At 59.2% G+C, this 13,647-nt stretch carries 14 protein-coding genes and 1 tRNA gene; 8 read left to right on the plus strand and 7 right to left on the minus strand.

The genetic code is table 11. From position 1 onward, the window contains the following. Positions 1–30: 30 nt before the first annotated feature. The 3 genes from JNM28_08155 to JNM28_08165 are packed head-to-tail and all read left to right on the plus strand — an operon-like array spanning position 31 to position 4,178. A complete protein-coding gene (locus tag JNM28_08155; GenBank protein ID MBL8068408.1) occupies positions 31–1,431 on the plus strand; it encodes a CPBP family intramembrane metalloprotease in 1,401 nt (466 codons plus the stop codon). Beyond that, entirely contained in the window at positions 1,431–2,582 is a 1,152-nt protein-coding gene (locus tag JNM28_08160; GenBank protein MBL8068409.1) for a cysteine desulfurase, read from the plus strand. Before JNM28_08155 ends, JNM28_08160 begins: the two co-directional genes overlap by 1 nt. Positions 2,583–2,636: 54 nt before the next feature. Next, positions 2,637–4,178, plus strand: coding sequence for a hypothetical protein (locus JNM28_08165; GenBank protein ID MBL8068410.1), 1,542 nt, complete (start codon positions 2,637–2,639; stop codon positions 4,176–4,178). 64 nt (positions 4,179–4,242) lie between these two features. Here JNM28_08165 and rpmF read toward each other — a convergent pair whose 3' ends face one another. Both rpmF and rpmG read right to left on the minus strand, forming a co-directional pair. Beyond that, positions 4,243–4,425 carry a 50S ribosomal protein L32 gene (rpmF, locus tag JNM28_08170; GenBank protein ID MBL8068411.1) on the minus strand — a complete coding sequence of 61 codons (183 nt, stop codon included), beginning with the start codon at positions 4,423–4,425 and terminating at the stop codon, positions 4,243–4,245. A gap of 12 nt (positions 4,426–4,437) precedes the next feature. After that, positions 4,438–4,608, minus strand: coding sequence for a 50S ribosomal protein L33 (gene rpmG, locus JNM28_08175; GenBank protein MBL8068412.1), 171 nt, complete (start codon positions 4,606–4,608; stop codon positions 4,438–4,440). Positions 4,609–4,753: 145 nt separating this feature from the next. Between rpmG and JNM28_08180 the strand changes: the two genes are divergently transcribed. The 4 genes from JNM28_08180 (at position 4,754) to JNM28_08195 (ending at position 6,248) form a co-directional block, all read left to right on the plus strand. Then, a tRNA-Leu gene (locus JNM28_08180) sits at positions 4,754–4,839 on the plus strand. A 13-nt stretch (positions 4,840–4,852) separates the two neighbouring features. Next, entirely contained in the window at positions 4,853–5,236 is a 384-nt protein-coding gene (locus tag JNM28_08185) for a hypothetical protein (protein ID MBL8068413.1), read from the plus strand. A gap of 203 nt (positions 5,237–5,439) precedes the next feature. After that, the gene (locus tag JNM28_08190; protein MBL8068414.1) at positions 5,440–5,775 is read left to right on the plus strand and encodes a DUF2314 domain-containing protein; all 336 of its coding nucleotides are present in this window, start codon (positions 5,440–5,442) and stop codon (positions 5,773–5,775) included. Further along, the gene (locus JNM28_08195; protein ID MBL8068415.1) at positions 5,772–6,248 is read left to right on the plus strand and encodes a hypothetical protein; all 477 of its coding nucleotides are present in this window, start codon (positions 5,772–5,774) and stop codon (positions 6,246–6,248) included. The genes JNM28_08190 and JNM28_08195 overlap by 4 nt, the downstream gene beginning before the upstream one ends. On the opposite strand, the gene JNM28_08200 is transcribed toward JNM28_08195, so the two are convergent. Continuing rightward, complete coding sequence (locus tag JNM28_08200) at positions 6,229–6,834, minus strand: PEP-CTERM sorting domain-containing protein (GenBank protein ID MBL8068416.1); 606 nt, start codon at positions 6,832–6,834, stop codon at positions 6,229–6,231. The genes JNM28_08195 and JNM28_08200 overlap by 20 nt on opposite strands. A 49-nt stretch (positions 6,835–6,883) precedes the next feature. Beyond that, complete coding sequence (locus JNM28_08205) at positions 6,884–7,822, minus strand: glycine--tRNA ligase subunit alpha (protein MBL8068417.1); 939 nt, start codon at positions 7,820–7,822, stop codon at positions 6,884–6,886. A gap of 65 nt (positions 7,823–7,887) precedes the next feature. On the opposite strand from JNM28_08205, the gene JNM28_08210 reads away from it, so the two are divergent. Further along, complete coding sequence (locus tag JNM28_08210; protein MBL8068418.1) at positions 7,888–9,483, plus strand: FMN-binding glutamate synthase family protein; 1,596 nt, start codon at positions 7,888–7,890, stop codon at positions 9,481–9,483. Here the strand turns inward: JNM28_08210 and JNM28_08215 are convergent, their stop codons facing one another. The 3 genes from JNM28_08215 to recN form a co-directional block, all read right to left on the minus strand. Further along, positions 9,484–9,948 (minus strand): DinB family protein, encoded by a 465-nt coding sequence (locus JNM28_08215; protein MBL8068419.1) that lies wholly within the window; start codon positions 9,946–9,948, stop codon positions 9,484–9,486. It lies immediately after the preceding gene. Positions 9,949–10,061: 113 nt separating this feature from the next. Beyond that, positions 10,062–11,870 (minus strand): M3 family oligoendopeptidase, encoded by a 1,809-nt coding sequence (locus JNM28_08220; GenBank protein ID MBL8068420.1) that lies wholly within the window; start codon positions 11,868–11,870, stop codon positions 10,062–10,064. A gap of 26 nt (positions 11,871–11,896) precedes the next feature. Further along, entirely contained in the window at positions 11,897–13,594 is a 1,698-nt protein-coding gene (gene recN, locus JNM28_08225) for a DNA repair protein RecN (protein MBL8068421.1), read from the minus strand. Between the last annotated feature and the right edge of the window lie 53 nt (positions 13,595–13,647).

Raw genomic sequence — 13,647 nt, forward strand, 5'->3', positions numbered from 1 at the left:
CTCGGCGCAAAACACGTAAAGTGGAAAGATATGGAGTCCCCGGACGCGCCGGCAGAGCCCGGTTTGCCGCCCCCCAAGCTCACCCGGAACTGGTGGACCTGGCTTGTTTTTGGGGCCCTGGCCGGATTGGTTGTCGCCTCCAATCTTGGCGCGATATTCGACCCGAAGGCCCGGGCCGAGGCCGATCCCGCAGCGGCGGAAATCCAGGCTGCGCCGACGGCGTTAAAACAGTTCGCCGCCATGGAGGATCTGAAGCGGTTGGCCAAACAGACCGGTTCAAGATCCCCTGACGCGGGCTTGGATGGCTCGGAATCCAGCCTCGATGGCACTATCCGCAGCCTCAAAGCCAAGTCGTCGGTTTCAGATGGGGCAGCGGAGTGGCTCTTGGCCTTGCAGGCCGTCAACGGCGAGACCTTGGATCGGTCGGCCATCGACAAATTATTGAAGAGTGAGGATCCGGGGAGCCAGAGAATTGGCCAATCCTTCGCGGGGGAACTCTCCGACCCCTCGCAGATTCACGGCGATGATCCGCCCCAAAACGTCGCCCGGTGGATCGCCTCGCATCCTGGCGAGGACAAGGTTCCGGTCGAGGCCACAGGAGTCAAGGTTAATGCGATAGTCTTCGCGGCGATTTTTGGATATTTGGCGGCAATCTTCTTGGGAGGGGTCGCCTCAATCGTTGCCTACATCGTCCTCAAGAAGGGAGGCAGTTTGCCGGCACGGGGGTACCAGACTGGCCTCAGCCTGGCAGGAACCGATGCCCGAGGCGGTCGGATGGCGATTTACTTTGGTGTCTTCCTGACCATTTCGGCCATTCCCAGCGTGCTTGCCGCGGCCGTCCCAAGTCTCAAAGGAGCGCTGATCCCCATGCTCGCCGGGGTGTACGTGGTCATGATCCTCCTTACGCCCGTCTTCTGCACGATCCCCCTTTTCGGTGATCGGATCGCGTTCCGTGGCATCATCGGCGACCGATCCGACCTTCTCAAAAAGTTGGGATGGGGGTTGTGCGGCTACATGGCCAATTTCCCGCTGTTCCTGTTGGCCCTTTTGGTGACGGCCCCACTCCAGAATGTCTTGCCGCCACCAAGCCACGAGATCATCGAAATGGTGAAAGGGAGCAATCCGATCAACCAGTTGTTGCTCTATTTTGTGGCGGCGGCGGCCGCACCGTTGATCGAGGAACCAATGTTCCGGGGAGTTCTGTTCCCGGCATTGCAGCGGCTGTTTGCCAGCCCGACGATGGCGATCATCCTGACCGGTTGCGTCTTTGGGGTCATCCACCCGCAAGGGCCGGCCCTGTGGCTGCCCTTGGCGTTGATCGGCATGACGGCTGCGGTTTTGACCAGGCAGACCGGTTCGCTCATCCCGGCAATCCTGATGCACTTCCTGCACAACACGACCATCTACATCTTTTCCCTGATCTTGGCGTGATGAACCGAATCTATCTCGACCACGCCGCCACAACGCCGGTTTTGCCCCAGGCACAGCTGGCCATGGAGCCCTGGCTTGGGGCCGGGTACGGCAATCCGAGTTCGCTGCACGCAGAAGGACGGGCCGCCAAAGCGGCGATCGACGAATCGCGCGAGATCTTCAGCCAGCTGCTCGGTTGCCTCTTCGGCGAAGTCGTGTTCACCTCCTCCGGCACGGAATCCGCCAACTTGGCGGTCATCGGCGGGGCTTTGAGCGCGCGGGAGCAGACCGGGAGTTGGGAAGTGATCCTCGGTGCGGCTGAACACCACTGCGTGCTCCATACCCGGGGGTTTTTGGAACTGTTGGGGTTCAAAGTCCTCATCGCCCCTGTCGACCGCCAAGCAAGGGTCGATGTTGGGTGGCTGCAAGACCACGTTCGCGGTCAAACCGCCTTAGTTAGCGTGATGCACGCAAACAACGAGCTCGGCACCCTCAACGACGTGGCGGAAATCGGGCAATTCTGTCGCAAGCACGCCGCGTTTTTCCACGTCGATGCCGTCCAGACATTTCCCGGAACTTGGCGGGTTGATGACTTTGAAGCCGATTTGGCCACCCTTTCGGCACACAAGTTCTATGGCCCCAAGGCGGTTGGCATCCTTTACGCCCGGTCGGGCGTCAAGCCGAAGGCCCTCATGGTCGGCGGGGGGCAGGAAAGGGAAGTCCGGGCAGGTACCGAAAACGTTGCGGGAATCGTGGGGGCGGGCGTCGCCGCCCGGGAGATTGCGCGAGATTTGGGTTGGAAAGAAAAGGTGGCTGAAGCCCGCGACTTGTTCGAAGCGTCGCTCGATCCGCGATTCGTCTGGTCGGTCACCGATGCTCCGCGCTTGGCCGGGCATAGCCACATTCGGTTCCCGGGAGTGGATGCGGAAACGGCCCTGATCCGCTTGGATAGGGAAGGGGTTTCGGCCAGCAGTGGCGCCGCCTGCAGCAGCGGGAGCCTGGAGCCATCTCACGTATTGGCCGCTTGCGGCTATCCAGAATCCGAAGCCAAAGAAGGGCTCCGGTTCACTTTCGGACGCCAGAACTCCAAAGAGGAGGCGATGGCCGCCGCCCAAACCGTCAACCGAGTCTGTGCCGAAATCTGGGAACGCCGCAACCCGGGACGCGCCTAAGCGTCCAATGGGTTGGCGGCCCGGATGTCTCTCCAGGCCGCGAGGGCTAAACGCATGACCTTAGCAACATTCGCCGTTTCGGCTGCACTCGGATTCTCTGCCCCCGAAGAACTGGCCAAGACCAAGATCGTCGATGCCACCATTTTCAAGAACGGGATGGCGGTTGCCGTCCACCAAGCCACGATCCCCTCTGGAGGAACCCTGTTGATCAAGGAGCCGCCGATGGCAGCAACGGGAACCCTGTGGATCTATGCCGAAGGGACGCAATCCATTTCCAGCGTCGTGATGACCACATCCACCAGTGAAAACGAGACCACCGTTTCGCCCGGTTCGGTCGGCGAAGCCCTTTCCTACAACATTGGCAAGACCATGGATATCCGGTGGTACGACAATGAAAAGTGGCGCGACCTCCGCGGCAAGGTTCTGGCCGTCAACAACCAATTGGCGGTTATCGAGGACGAGGGATCCAAGACCCACCTGTTCGTGCAACTCTCAACAATCGGGAGCTTTAAGGGTGGGGACGACCTGGTATGGACCAAAGTGGTCAAATCCAGTGTGGCGACGCCGGTGCTCCGCATCACCGGCCGGGCTGGGACGACGGTCAATATCATGGGGCTTCAATCTGGGCTGACCTGGGTGCCCGCCTACCAGATCGACTTAAGCGATCCGAAGAAGCTCCGGATGACGTGTAAGGCAACCGTGGTCAACGACCTTGGCGACCTAGATGGCATCCCGGCCCGGTTGGTCACGGGTTTCCCGAACTTCACGACGGTCGGTGGGTTCGACCCGCTCACCTTTACGGCGGCCCTCATGCGGTCGGGGACGGGCGGAGGAGGAGGCGGTTTTGGTGGGGCGGCGGCCCCTTCCCAGAATGCCGCGTCCTTCCGGCGCGAGGCGTCTGACGGATACCAGGCGTTTGAACCTCAGACGGGAGAAGGGTTCAGCGGTGAGGATCTGTTCTTCACGCCCCTGAACTCTTTGAGGTTGAAGGGTGGGGAGAGGGGCTACTACGTCCTTTTCCAAACAGAGAGCCCCTACCGGCACCTTTACACCCTTGACCTGCCTTCCAGCACGGCCCAAGAAGGGATGCGCGAATACCGCAGCGACGAGCTGACGGTTTGGCACGAGATCGAATTTGAAAACACGATGAAGCAGCCCTGGACCACCGGAAGTGGATTGGTGATGCAAGCCGGTCAGATGCTCGGTATGGACGAAGTTAAGTACACAACCCCAGGAACCAAAGCCTACGTGAAAATCGCCAAGGGCCTGGATGTGGCCGCGGAAACCCGCGAAGAAGAGGTTGACCGCGAACGCGGGGTCCTCAAAGATCGCTATGGAAACATCTCCCACGACCGAGTCACCGTCAAGGGCGTTTTGGAGATCACCAATTACAAAGGGATCGACGTCGAGATGAAAATCTCCAAGCAGATCGAGGGCGAAGTCTTGAAAGCAGAAGGCTCCGCAAACCTCTTCAAATCTGCGGCCCGGCTGAACCAGGTGAACCCGACAACGCTGATCGAATGGCGTCCGACCGTGAAGAAAGGGGCAAAGATGACCTTCGAATACACCTACCAGGTCTACATCCCGGCACGCTGACCCAAAAAAAGCCCCCCAGGCGATTGGCCTGGGGGGCTGGGCTTTCCGGATCCGTCTTTCGAGATCAGTCTTTGAAGCCGGGGAGCCGTCGGCCTTTGTAGTAGCCGTCGGGACTGGCGCAGTGGCGGACGTGCAACGGCTCGCCGTTCACGTTTTTGGTTTCGCTGAGTTCAGGCAGCGAGGTCTTCCAGTGGGTGCGGCGCTTGGCCCCGCGGGCGTGGCTGTGTTTGCGTTTCGGGTTGGCCATCTTTGAAAATCCTTATTTCTTCTCTTTGTGGAGGGTGACTTTGCGCAGGTTGGAGTTGAACTTCATGAGCTCCAACTTGTCCGGGGTGTTCTGCTTGTTTTTTGTGGTGACCACGTAGTGCTTGTTGTCTTCCGTGCAGACCAGCCGGATGATTTCGCGCTTCTCGCCTTTCTTTTTCGCCATGGGGGAAAGCCTCCGGTCGGGGCGCAATGCCGCGACGCGAACGCCTATTATGGGCGGTCCCTTTGCGGAGGTTCAAGGACCCGGGGCGGCAAACCGGACTTTCAGCCGGGGAAGCCACCCGGCTTGTATACTCGGCGGGTTCCCTGCCCGGGTGGCGGAATGGTAGACGCAGCGGACTTAAAATCCGTTGGCTTTGCGGCCGTGAGGGTTCGAGTCCCTCCCCGGGCACCACAGGCATCGCTCCATGACCACCCTCGACGACATCCGTGCGATCTGCGCCAAATTGCCGGGAGCGGTTGAAGGCGAGGGGGAGCAATTCAGTTTCGGCGTCATGGTCAAAGGGAAGCACAAGGGATTCTGCTGGAGTTGGCGGGAGCGCGTCGACCCCAAAAAGCCGCGTGTGATCAATGAGGCGGTTCTTGCCGTCCGGGTTCCCAGCCTGAGCGCCAAGGATGTGATTTTGGCTTCTGGGGTCGCCGGGGTGTTCACCGAACCCCACTACGAAAACTATCCGGCGATCCTGATCCGCCTCGATGAGATGGCGCGGGAGGATTTGGAGGGGTACCTTGAAGAGGCGTGGCGGTGTACCGCCCCGAAGTCCCTGACGGGCGGATACGCCGAACCGTGAATTGGAACATGTGGCTGGAGACTATGGCGAGAAACTCTTCCTGGTGCAAATCTGTTCGACCTCATATGACCCGAACCCTGGTGCCTGCCTTGGCTCTGTTCCTGTTAGTGGGGTGCGCTCCGCCAACCCCGAAGGAAGCACCAAAGGCTGCGGAGGCACCGCCGAAATCTGACCCTTTGGACAAACTGGAATTGAGCAGTCAGATGGTTGAGGCCGTTAAAACAGCCCGCCAAGGGCTCCCCGAGTTTTGGAAAGCCTGGCAAAACAATGGCTACGGCAAGGGCGACTATCTTGTCAGCGCCATCTTTACCAACGACGACGGCAAGAGAGCGGAATTCCTTTGGATGAGCGTGGAAGCGAGGGGCGAAGGCGAAGTCACCGGCATCCTCACCAGCGTGCCGACCGTGCGCACGGATATCAAACCGGGCGATCGGGTCACGGTTCGGGAAGCCTGGGTTGTGGATTGGATGTTCGTCCCCGATGATGGCGACCACAAGGGCGGATACACGACCTCCGCCTTGGGGACTTCCAAGAAATGACACCGGTTCTTTGCTTGGCAGTTGGCTTGCTCGGCCAATACCGTGCCGAGGGGTTTACGGCTCAATTCCCGGGGACGGTCGCCGTGACGAAGAGCACGGTCTCCACTGGATCCGGCCAGCTCACGGGAACCGTGTACCGATCTGGGGAAGGCCAATCGGTCTACCAGGTTATGGTGACCCCGCTATCGACTGGGGTCACAACCGGGCGTGGAGCCTTGGAACTGCTGGATTCCGCCCGCAAAGGGGCGGAATCTGCCTCCCAAACTCCGGCGGAATCGGTGCAGAATCTGTTGGTGGACGGCTTTCCGGCCGTTCGTTTTGCCTTATCGGCGGCTAACTCGCCAAAAGTACTCCACTGCATCGTCTTTGCCAACGGTCGGCTTTACCAGGTCACCGCAACGGTCGGCAATTCCGACATCTCCAAAGGTGTGGCGTTTTTGGGATCGTTTTCGCTCAGTGCCGGCGCTTTTTGACCGTTGCTGCAGCAAGGGCCAGGATGGCCAAACTTGCCGGCTCCGGAACGGCGTCCCGTTCCATGCTCCAAGAATGGAGATTCACAGTGTTGTTGGTCCCCAGATTCTGCCAACCGCCAAACAAAAACGCCTCGACCAAAATGTTGTTGATCGTCACCGAGTCACCGACGATTTGGTAGCCGCGCGGGCCGAATCCGTCAACCACCCCGCTGTTAATGCCGGTCACCGTGCCGGTTAGGGTCCAAGTGGGATAGGTGGCGCGGACTTGGACCGGCGAACCGTTGACGTCGATTGTGAAAGGCGGGGTCGTTTTGCCGCTGTTCACATCGGTGACCGTCGTTCCGGATACAGTGAAATCGCCTTGGCCGGAAATTGGGCCAATGGCATAGGGGAACGCAAAATGAGTGGAATCGGATTGAGAAACCGAGACGATGTTTGTGGCCCCATCGTTGATCGTGCCGCTGGCCAGGGCGGTGTTATAGGTGAGAGTCGCACTGTATGTGAACGACCAATCGCCCGCAAACGAAATGGCGTGTGCCGAAGAAGCCAAAACTGCAAGGGCGGGCAAAAGCAGGATTTTTCTCATTTTTTCCTCTCAGATCAATACCTGACCCCACCAGGATAAACAGCAATCGTTAAGATTTGGGTTTTTCTGCCAACCCTTCCACATATTTGAGGCAGCAGGCCCGCACCCGGCCGCGGATCCGGTTGATGTACTTGGCCCGCTCGGTCACAGAAACCGCCCCTCGGGCATCCAGCAGGTTGAAGATATGGCTGCACTTGAGGGCCAAATCCAGCGCCGGATAAACAAGCGCCTCCCGGATCGGGGAGTTGGAACCAGATGACCCTGCACCCACGACCAGGATCTTGCGGCCCTCGTCATAGTGGACCGGCGTTTCAACCACCCGTTTGGATTCGGCCTCGTAAAGGTCAAATAGGTTGAACAGCAAGGCCGTGTCGGCAACCTCAAAGTTGTAGAGGTTGTTCTGCATTTCCGATTCGAATTCGGCTTCGCGGTAGCTCATTTGGTCTGACCACATGAGCCCATCCCAGAACGAATTTTGCCCGTTCAGCATCAGGCAGAGCCGCTCGGGCCCGTAGGTGATTTCGGCGCAGACGGGATCGCACTCGATACCGCCCATCTGCTGGAAAAACGTGAACTGGCTAACTTCAGTCCCGTTCAGCCAGACTTCCCAGCCGACGCCAGCTGCCCCCGCCGCTTGGGATTCCCAATCGTCTTCAACGAATCGGATGTCGTTGCTTTTGGCGTCGAACCCCAAGGCGTTGAGGGAGCCGATGTAAAGGTCGACGATATCGACCGGACTCGGCTTCATGATCACCTGATACTGAAAATACCGCTGCGACCTCTGGGGATTGAGCGTGTATCGGCCGTCGGCCGGTCTGCGGCTGGCTTGGACGTAGGCGACGTTCCAAGGATCTGGCCCCAGGCTCCGCAGAGTGGTGGCGGGGTGCATCGTGCCTGCCCCAACCTCAGAATCGTAGCTTTCCAAAATCGCGCAGCCCTGGCCCGACCAATAGTCGTCGAGGGTGCGGATGAGCTTTTGGAAAGTGATCATGTCGGCTGTGCGGATGGTACCCAGCGGGTTCGAGGCTCGATCGGGGCCGGTCGTTGTGTAACATGGTTGCGATGGTTCGCTACACCGCCTTCGCCCTGGTTGGAATCGGCTTTGCCGGATCTTTGGCCTTGGCCCTAGCTTTGGGTCCGGGGTGGTGGGTGGCAGTGGCGGTTTTTGGCCTGCTCATCCTTGTCGGGATCTTGGACATCACCCAAAAAGACAAGAACATCCTCCGCAATTACCCGGTCATCGGGCATGGCCGTTATTTGCTGCTTAAGGTGAGGCCAGAGCTTCATCAATACTTTGTCGAAGATGACGTGACGGGCAAGCCGTTCAGTTGGGAAGAGCGCAAGCTCATTTACGAGCGGGCTGCAGGTCAAGAAGGGCTAGATGCCTTTGGAACCGAACTTGACGTCAATGCCCCCGGTTACCTGTGGTTCGAACACTCCATTGCCGCTCGCCACTTGGAGGACAGTGACTTGAGGGTGACCGTTGGGGGGCCGGAGTGCCAACAGCCGTACTCGTGCTCGTTGTACAACATTTCCGCCATGAGCTATGGCGCCCTCTCGCCCAACGCGATTTTGGCGATGAACCGGGGAGCAAAGGCCGGCAAGTTCTACCACTGCACGGGCGAAGGGGGACTGAGCCGCTACCACTTGGCCGAAGGGGGCGACGTGGTTTGGCAAATCGGAACCGGATACTTTGGTTGCCGGAATAGCGACGGGACGTTCAGTGCAGAAAAGTACGCCGAAAATGCGAGGAAGCCTTCGGTGAAAATGGTTGAGATCAAAATCAGTCAAGGGGCCAAGCCGGGCCATGGCGGGGTGCTGCCCGGCGCTAAAGTCAACCAGGCGATCGCCGAAGCCAGGGGGGTCCGGGTCGGCGAAGACTGCATCTCCCCGCCGTCACACTCGGCATTTGGGAGCCCAAGGGGGCTCTGTCAGTTCATCGGGCAACTCCGTGAGTTGAGCGGCGGCAAGCCGGTCGGGTTCAAGCTTTGCATTGGCAACCGCAGTGAGTTCATGGCGATTTGCAAGGCAATGCTGGAAACCGGAACCTGCCCGGACTTCATCACGGTGGACGGGGGGGAAGGCGGAACCGGTGCCGCACCAGCCGAATTCAGCGACCGGATGGGGATGCCGCTGGCAGACGCCTTGCCCTTTGTGGATCAAACGCTCCGGGGTTGTGGTTTGCGGGAAAAGGTTAAGGTTGCCGCATCCGGCAAAGTGATCACGGCGACGGCCCTGTTAGAGAACCTGGCCAAAGGTGCCGACTGGTGCAACTCTGCCCGGGGCTTCATGATGGCCGTGGGATGCATTCAGGCGCAGGTGTGCCATACCAACGAATGCCCAGTGGGGGTTGCCACGCAGGATGCGGGTCGGCAGAGGGGCGTTGACCCGGTGGACAAGGGGGAAAAAGTGGCGAAGTTCCACGGCAGAACCATGCGCGTCCTCGCCGACCTGGTGGGGGCGATGGGGTACAGCCATCCACAAGATGTCCCAGCAGACCGGGTTTGGCGGCGGAACCAGTGGGGAGAAGCCCGCCAACTGAGTTTGGAATATCCCCAAATCGAATCTGGCGGGCTACTGCGGGCCGGTTACCAGCATCCGGATTTCACCCCGTATTGGGATGCGGCCCACCCGGATGCTTGGAACTGATTACATCCAGTGGACTTCTTCGTCCCCTTTGATCAGCTGCATTTGATTCAGCTGTCCAAGGTGGTACATGGAATGGGCGATGGAATGCAGGATGAGTTTGCCCTTGGTAGTGGGCATCCCCCACGGTGCACTGAGTTCGGTGTTCAGGTCGTCATCGCTCGTCGCCATGATCGCTTCGCTTAGGTCTTGAACCCCTTTGTTGAAAGCCTCGCGGCTTGCTTGCACCGAGTTGTAGTTGCCGAGCGTTGCGAATGTGGCCCCCATATCGAGTTCCGCAGACGGGTTGCGTAATTTTTCTGCCGAGGCAGAATTGAGGAGCCCGGCTTCCGCGATGTAGCTGCTGGCGGGGCGGGCCTTGCCACCGGGACATTCGCAAAAAAGCTCGTCGCTGGACGCGTCGAAGTCTTTGTTGGCAAGGTGTTGGACTTCCATCAGGAAGTTGTTGAGCATTTCATTGGTCTTCATTGATCTCTCCTAGTTTTTTCGGGTGCCCGGCTGTTGTACGGTGACCCCTCGGAAACAAGTCCGGATCACGACGCACGGTTCCCTGTCGGACGTCGGGAACCGTTAAGGTTCGGTTAGGCTTTTTCGGCCTCCCACAGTTGTTCGAATTCGCTGACCAATCGGTCGATGACGGCAAAACCGCCCTGCCAAAATTGTTCGGATCGGAGATCCACCCCCAGGTGGCCCATCAGCTCGTGGGGGGTTTCGCTTCCGCCCCGTTCCAAAACGTCCACATACCGGTCGGCGAACGCGGGCCCGCCCAGCTTTGCCTGCTCATAAAGGGCGAGCGTAAGCAGTTCACCGAACGAATAGGCGTAGACGTAGAACGGCACGGCAAAAAAGTGGCCGACATAAAGCCACCACCGCTTGTGTTGGTCGCCCAACGACACGGCGTCGCCAAACATGGATTGGATCTCTTCTTGCCAATAGCCTTGGAACTCTTCCGAACTCAACTCGCCGTGTTCGCGACGGTGGTTGTGGCACTTTTGCTCAAAGCGGAACATGGCGGATTGCCGGTGGACGGAGGCGAAAATGCCTTCGATCTTATCTGCATAAAGAGCCAGCGAATCTCTGGGCGAAGCGGACTTTACCAAATCTTCGAACACCAGGATTTCGGCAAAGATAGAAGCCAATTCGGCGAGGGGCAAAGTGCCGTGGAAATTGTAAAGGCTTTGCTTGCGGCTCAGGCTGCTGTGAACGCCATGCCCGAGTTCGTGGGCCAGGGTGCCGACGTCGGTGAGTTTGCCCAGATACGTCATGAGGATGACGGGGTGGGTGTCTGGCGTGTTGTAGCTACAGAATGCGCCGCCGGTTTTTCCGGGACGGGGTTCTGCATCTATCCAAGACCGGTCGAAGAATTCCTTGGCCCGACTGTGGATTTCCGGATGGAATTCGGCGAATGATTTCAAGACGATCTCTTCGGCTTTGCCCCAAGAAACTTCGGCCCCTGATTCGAAGAGCGGGGCATACCGGTCGATGTGGGTCAGTTCGGGCAACCCGAGGATCTCTCGCTTGACCCGGTAGTACCGCTCGACGACATCGGCCCGCTCTTTGCAGAGTTTCATCACCAGGTCAACCGTCTCCTTATCCAACTCATTGGCCAGGTGCCGGCTTTTTTCCGCGTATTCAAACCCTCGTAGTCGGTCATCGAGCTTTTTGTCGGCCAGGATCGTGTTGTAGGTGTAAACGATCACCCGTTCTAGTTCGGCAAGCCCCTGGCTTAGCGCGTCGGCAGCCGCCTGCCGGATCGCCCGGTTTGGATCACGGAGCTTGTCAATCACTTCTTCTTGGCTGATATCCAATTGATCCCCAGATTCGGGATCCGTGTAGTGGAACACATGGTTGGAAGTCACCTCGTCGTGCAACCTCTGCCACGCCCGGAGCCCGGTATTGGCCGTCTCTTCCAAGAGGACTTCTTTCGATTCATCCAGCGTGTATGGTGTGTAGGCACGGACGCGCTGAATGTGGTGCCGGTAATTGGCAAGGTCTGGGCTTTGCAAAAGCCGCTCCATCCGATCTTCGGGGATCTGTTGGAGTTCGATATCGAAAAAGAGGAGTTTGACGCCGAGCTCAGAAGACTTTTCGGTTTGCGCTTGCAAGAATGCCCCGATTTTTGGATCCGACGTGTCTCCGGCAAAACGGAGGTGCGCGTAGGTCAACGGCTTGCTGGAGTCATTAGCAATGGATTCCGCCTCCCGGATGGCCGCGGCCAGGCCCACCGCGTCCAAGTTTGCGACCTGGCCCCGATAGTTGGAGGCAAAAGCGTCGGCCCTTGCATGGCTTGCCTCCCAGGTTTGGGCGATCTTGGGGTCGTCGATGCCCGTAAACAGGGCCGAGAGATCCCAGGCGACCCCGGCAGCGGTTGGTGTTGCGGCAGTGCTCATGCGTTTCCTTATACCAATCTTTCGGCTCATCCCGTCAGCACCAGGTTCTGGCTCGGAGGTCGGGCCGCCTCGATTAGCTCACGGGCGTTGGCCAGGGATCGCTCGCCCACCTTTTCACCCGCTAAAAGCCGGGCAATGGCGGCAGGCTTGGCATCATCGCCGAGGACTGCCAGGGAGGATTGGGTCCCGAGCTTCCCGCTGGTCTTTACGATTTCAACCAGCGAATCGGCGGCCGCGGCAACCTGTGGGAGGTGGGTGACCACGACAACTTGGTTGCTTTGGGCCAATTCCCTGAGCTTCCGGGCCATGGCAGCCGCAGCACGGCCCGAAAGGCCGGCATCGATTTCGTCGAATACCAAGGTTTGGCCACCAGCTGCACCGCTTCCCGCTGCCTTGACGGCAAGCATGACCCGGCTCAGTTCCCCGCCAGACGCAACCTTGTTCAAGGGAAGCTTCGGCTCACCCGGGTTAGCAGAGAACTGGAATTCCGCCATATCCTGGCCGCTGGCCGTGATTTCGCAACGGTCAAGGCTGACCGCGAACTCGGCCGAAGGCATTGCCAACTCACGGATGTGCCCTTGTACTCGGATCGAAAACGCCGACGCATGTTGCTTCCGGACCAATGTCAGGGAATCGGCAAGCGACTGCAGGTCATCCTCCTCCCGAGAGAGTTCTGCCTGGAGGGATTCTAGATCGGTGGAATCTTCGAGGAGGGCGCGTAATTCGGCTTGAACTTGGTCAAAATAGGCGACCACGTCCTCGTCAGTTTCCCCGTACTTGCGGCGAAGACGGTTGAGGTTGTCGAGCCGGGAGGCGGCCGATTCCACGGCCTCCGGGTCACACTCCAGTGAGTCGATATACCGCCGGATCATTCCGGTGGCTTCCAAAACGGCGGCACTTGCCGTTTCTACCAACTCCAATATCGGCATCAAACCGGGGTCGAACTCCGAAGAAGCCGAGATGTCGCGCACGGCCCCGGATAGCCGCTCGGCCGCCGAGCCCTCACACCCGTCCAGCGACTCGAGAAGAACCGAAAAGGTATCGCCGAGCCTTTGCGCATGTTGCAACTTGGAGAGCATCGCCTTGAGTTCCCCCGTCTCACCGTGCCGGATCCCCGCTTCGGCAATCTCGGCCACTTGGAACTGGAGCAAGTCGATCCGTTGGGCGCGCTCGCGGTCTGTCCTCACCAGCTTTTGGAGCCGGTTGCGGATGTCCTCGACCACCCTCAACTGGATTTCAAACCGGGCGCGCAGATCGGTTGCTGGCCCGCCGATCCATTCGTCCAGCAAAGCCAGCTGGGAGGCCGGATCGCTCAGGACACGGGTCTCGCCTTGGATGTGCAGGCCGGCTAGGGTCGGCCCGAGCGTGCGGAGCATGCCGACCGTTACCGGCCGGCCATTCACCCGGACATTCGAACGCCCCCCGCACAACACCTCTCGGCGGACAACGACCTCCCCATCCTCGACCGGGATGCCGAGTTGCGCACAAACGTCCAAGGCGGCGGCATTGCCTGATATGTCAACGGCAAGGTTCACGGCTGCCATGGATTCCCCTTGACGAACCAAGCAGGAATCGGCTCGTCCGCCCAAGGCCAATTCCAAACTGTCGATCAAAAGCGATTTCCCGGCCCCGGTCTCGCCGGCGATCGCCGTAAACCCGGGGCCAAGGGTGAGCTCGGAAAACGAGATCAGGGCAAGGTTTTCGACGGTGAGGGATCGGATCATGAGATACTTGACTGCTCCAAATGTCTACTATAATAGTAGACTGAATTTTTGAA

Source organism: Armatimonadota bacterium, assembly GCA_016789105.1.
GTDB lineage: Bacteria > Armatimonadota > Fimbriimonadia > Fimbriimonadales > Fimbriimonadaceae > UphvI-Ar2.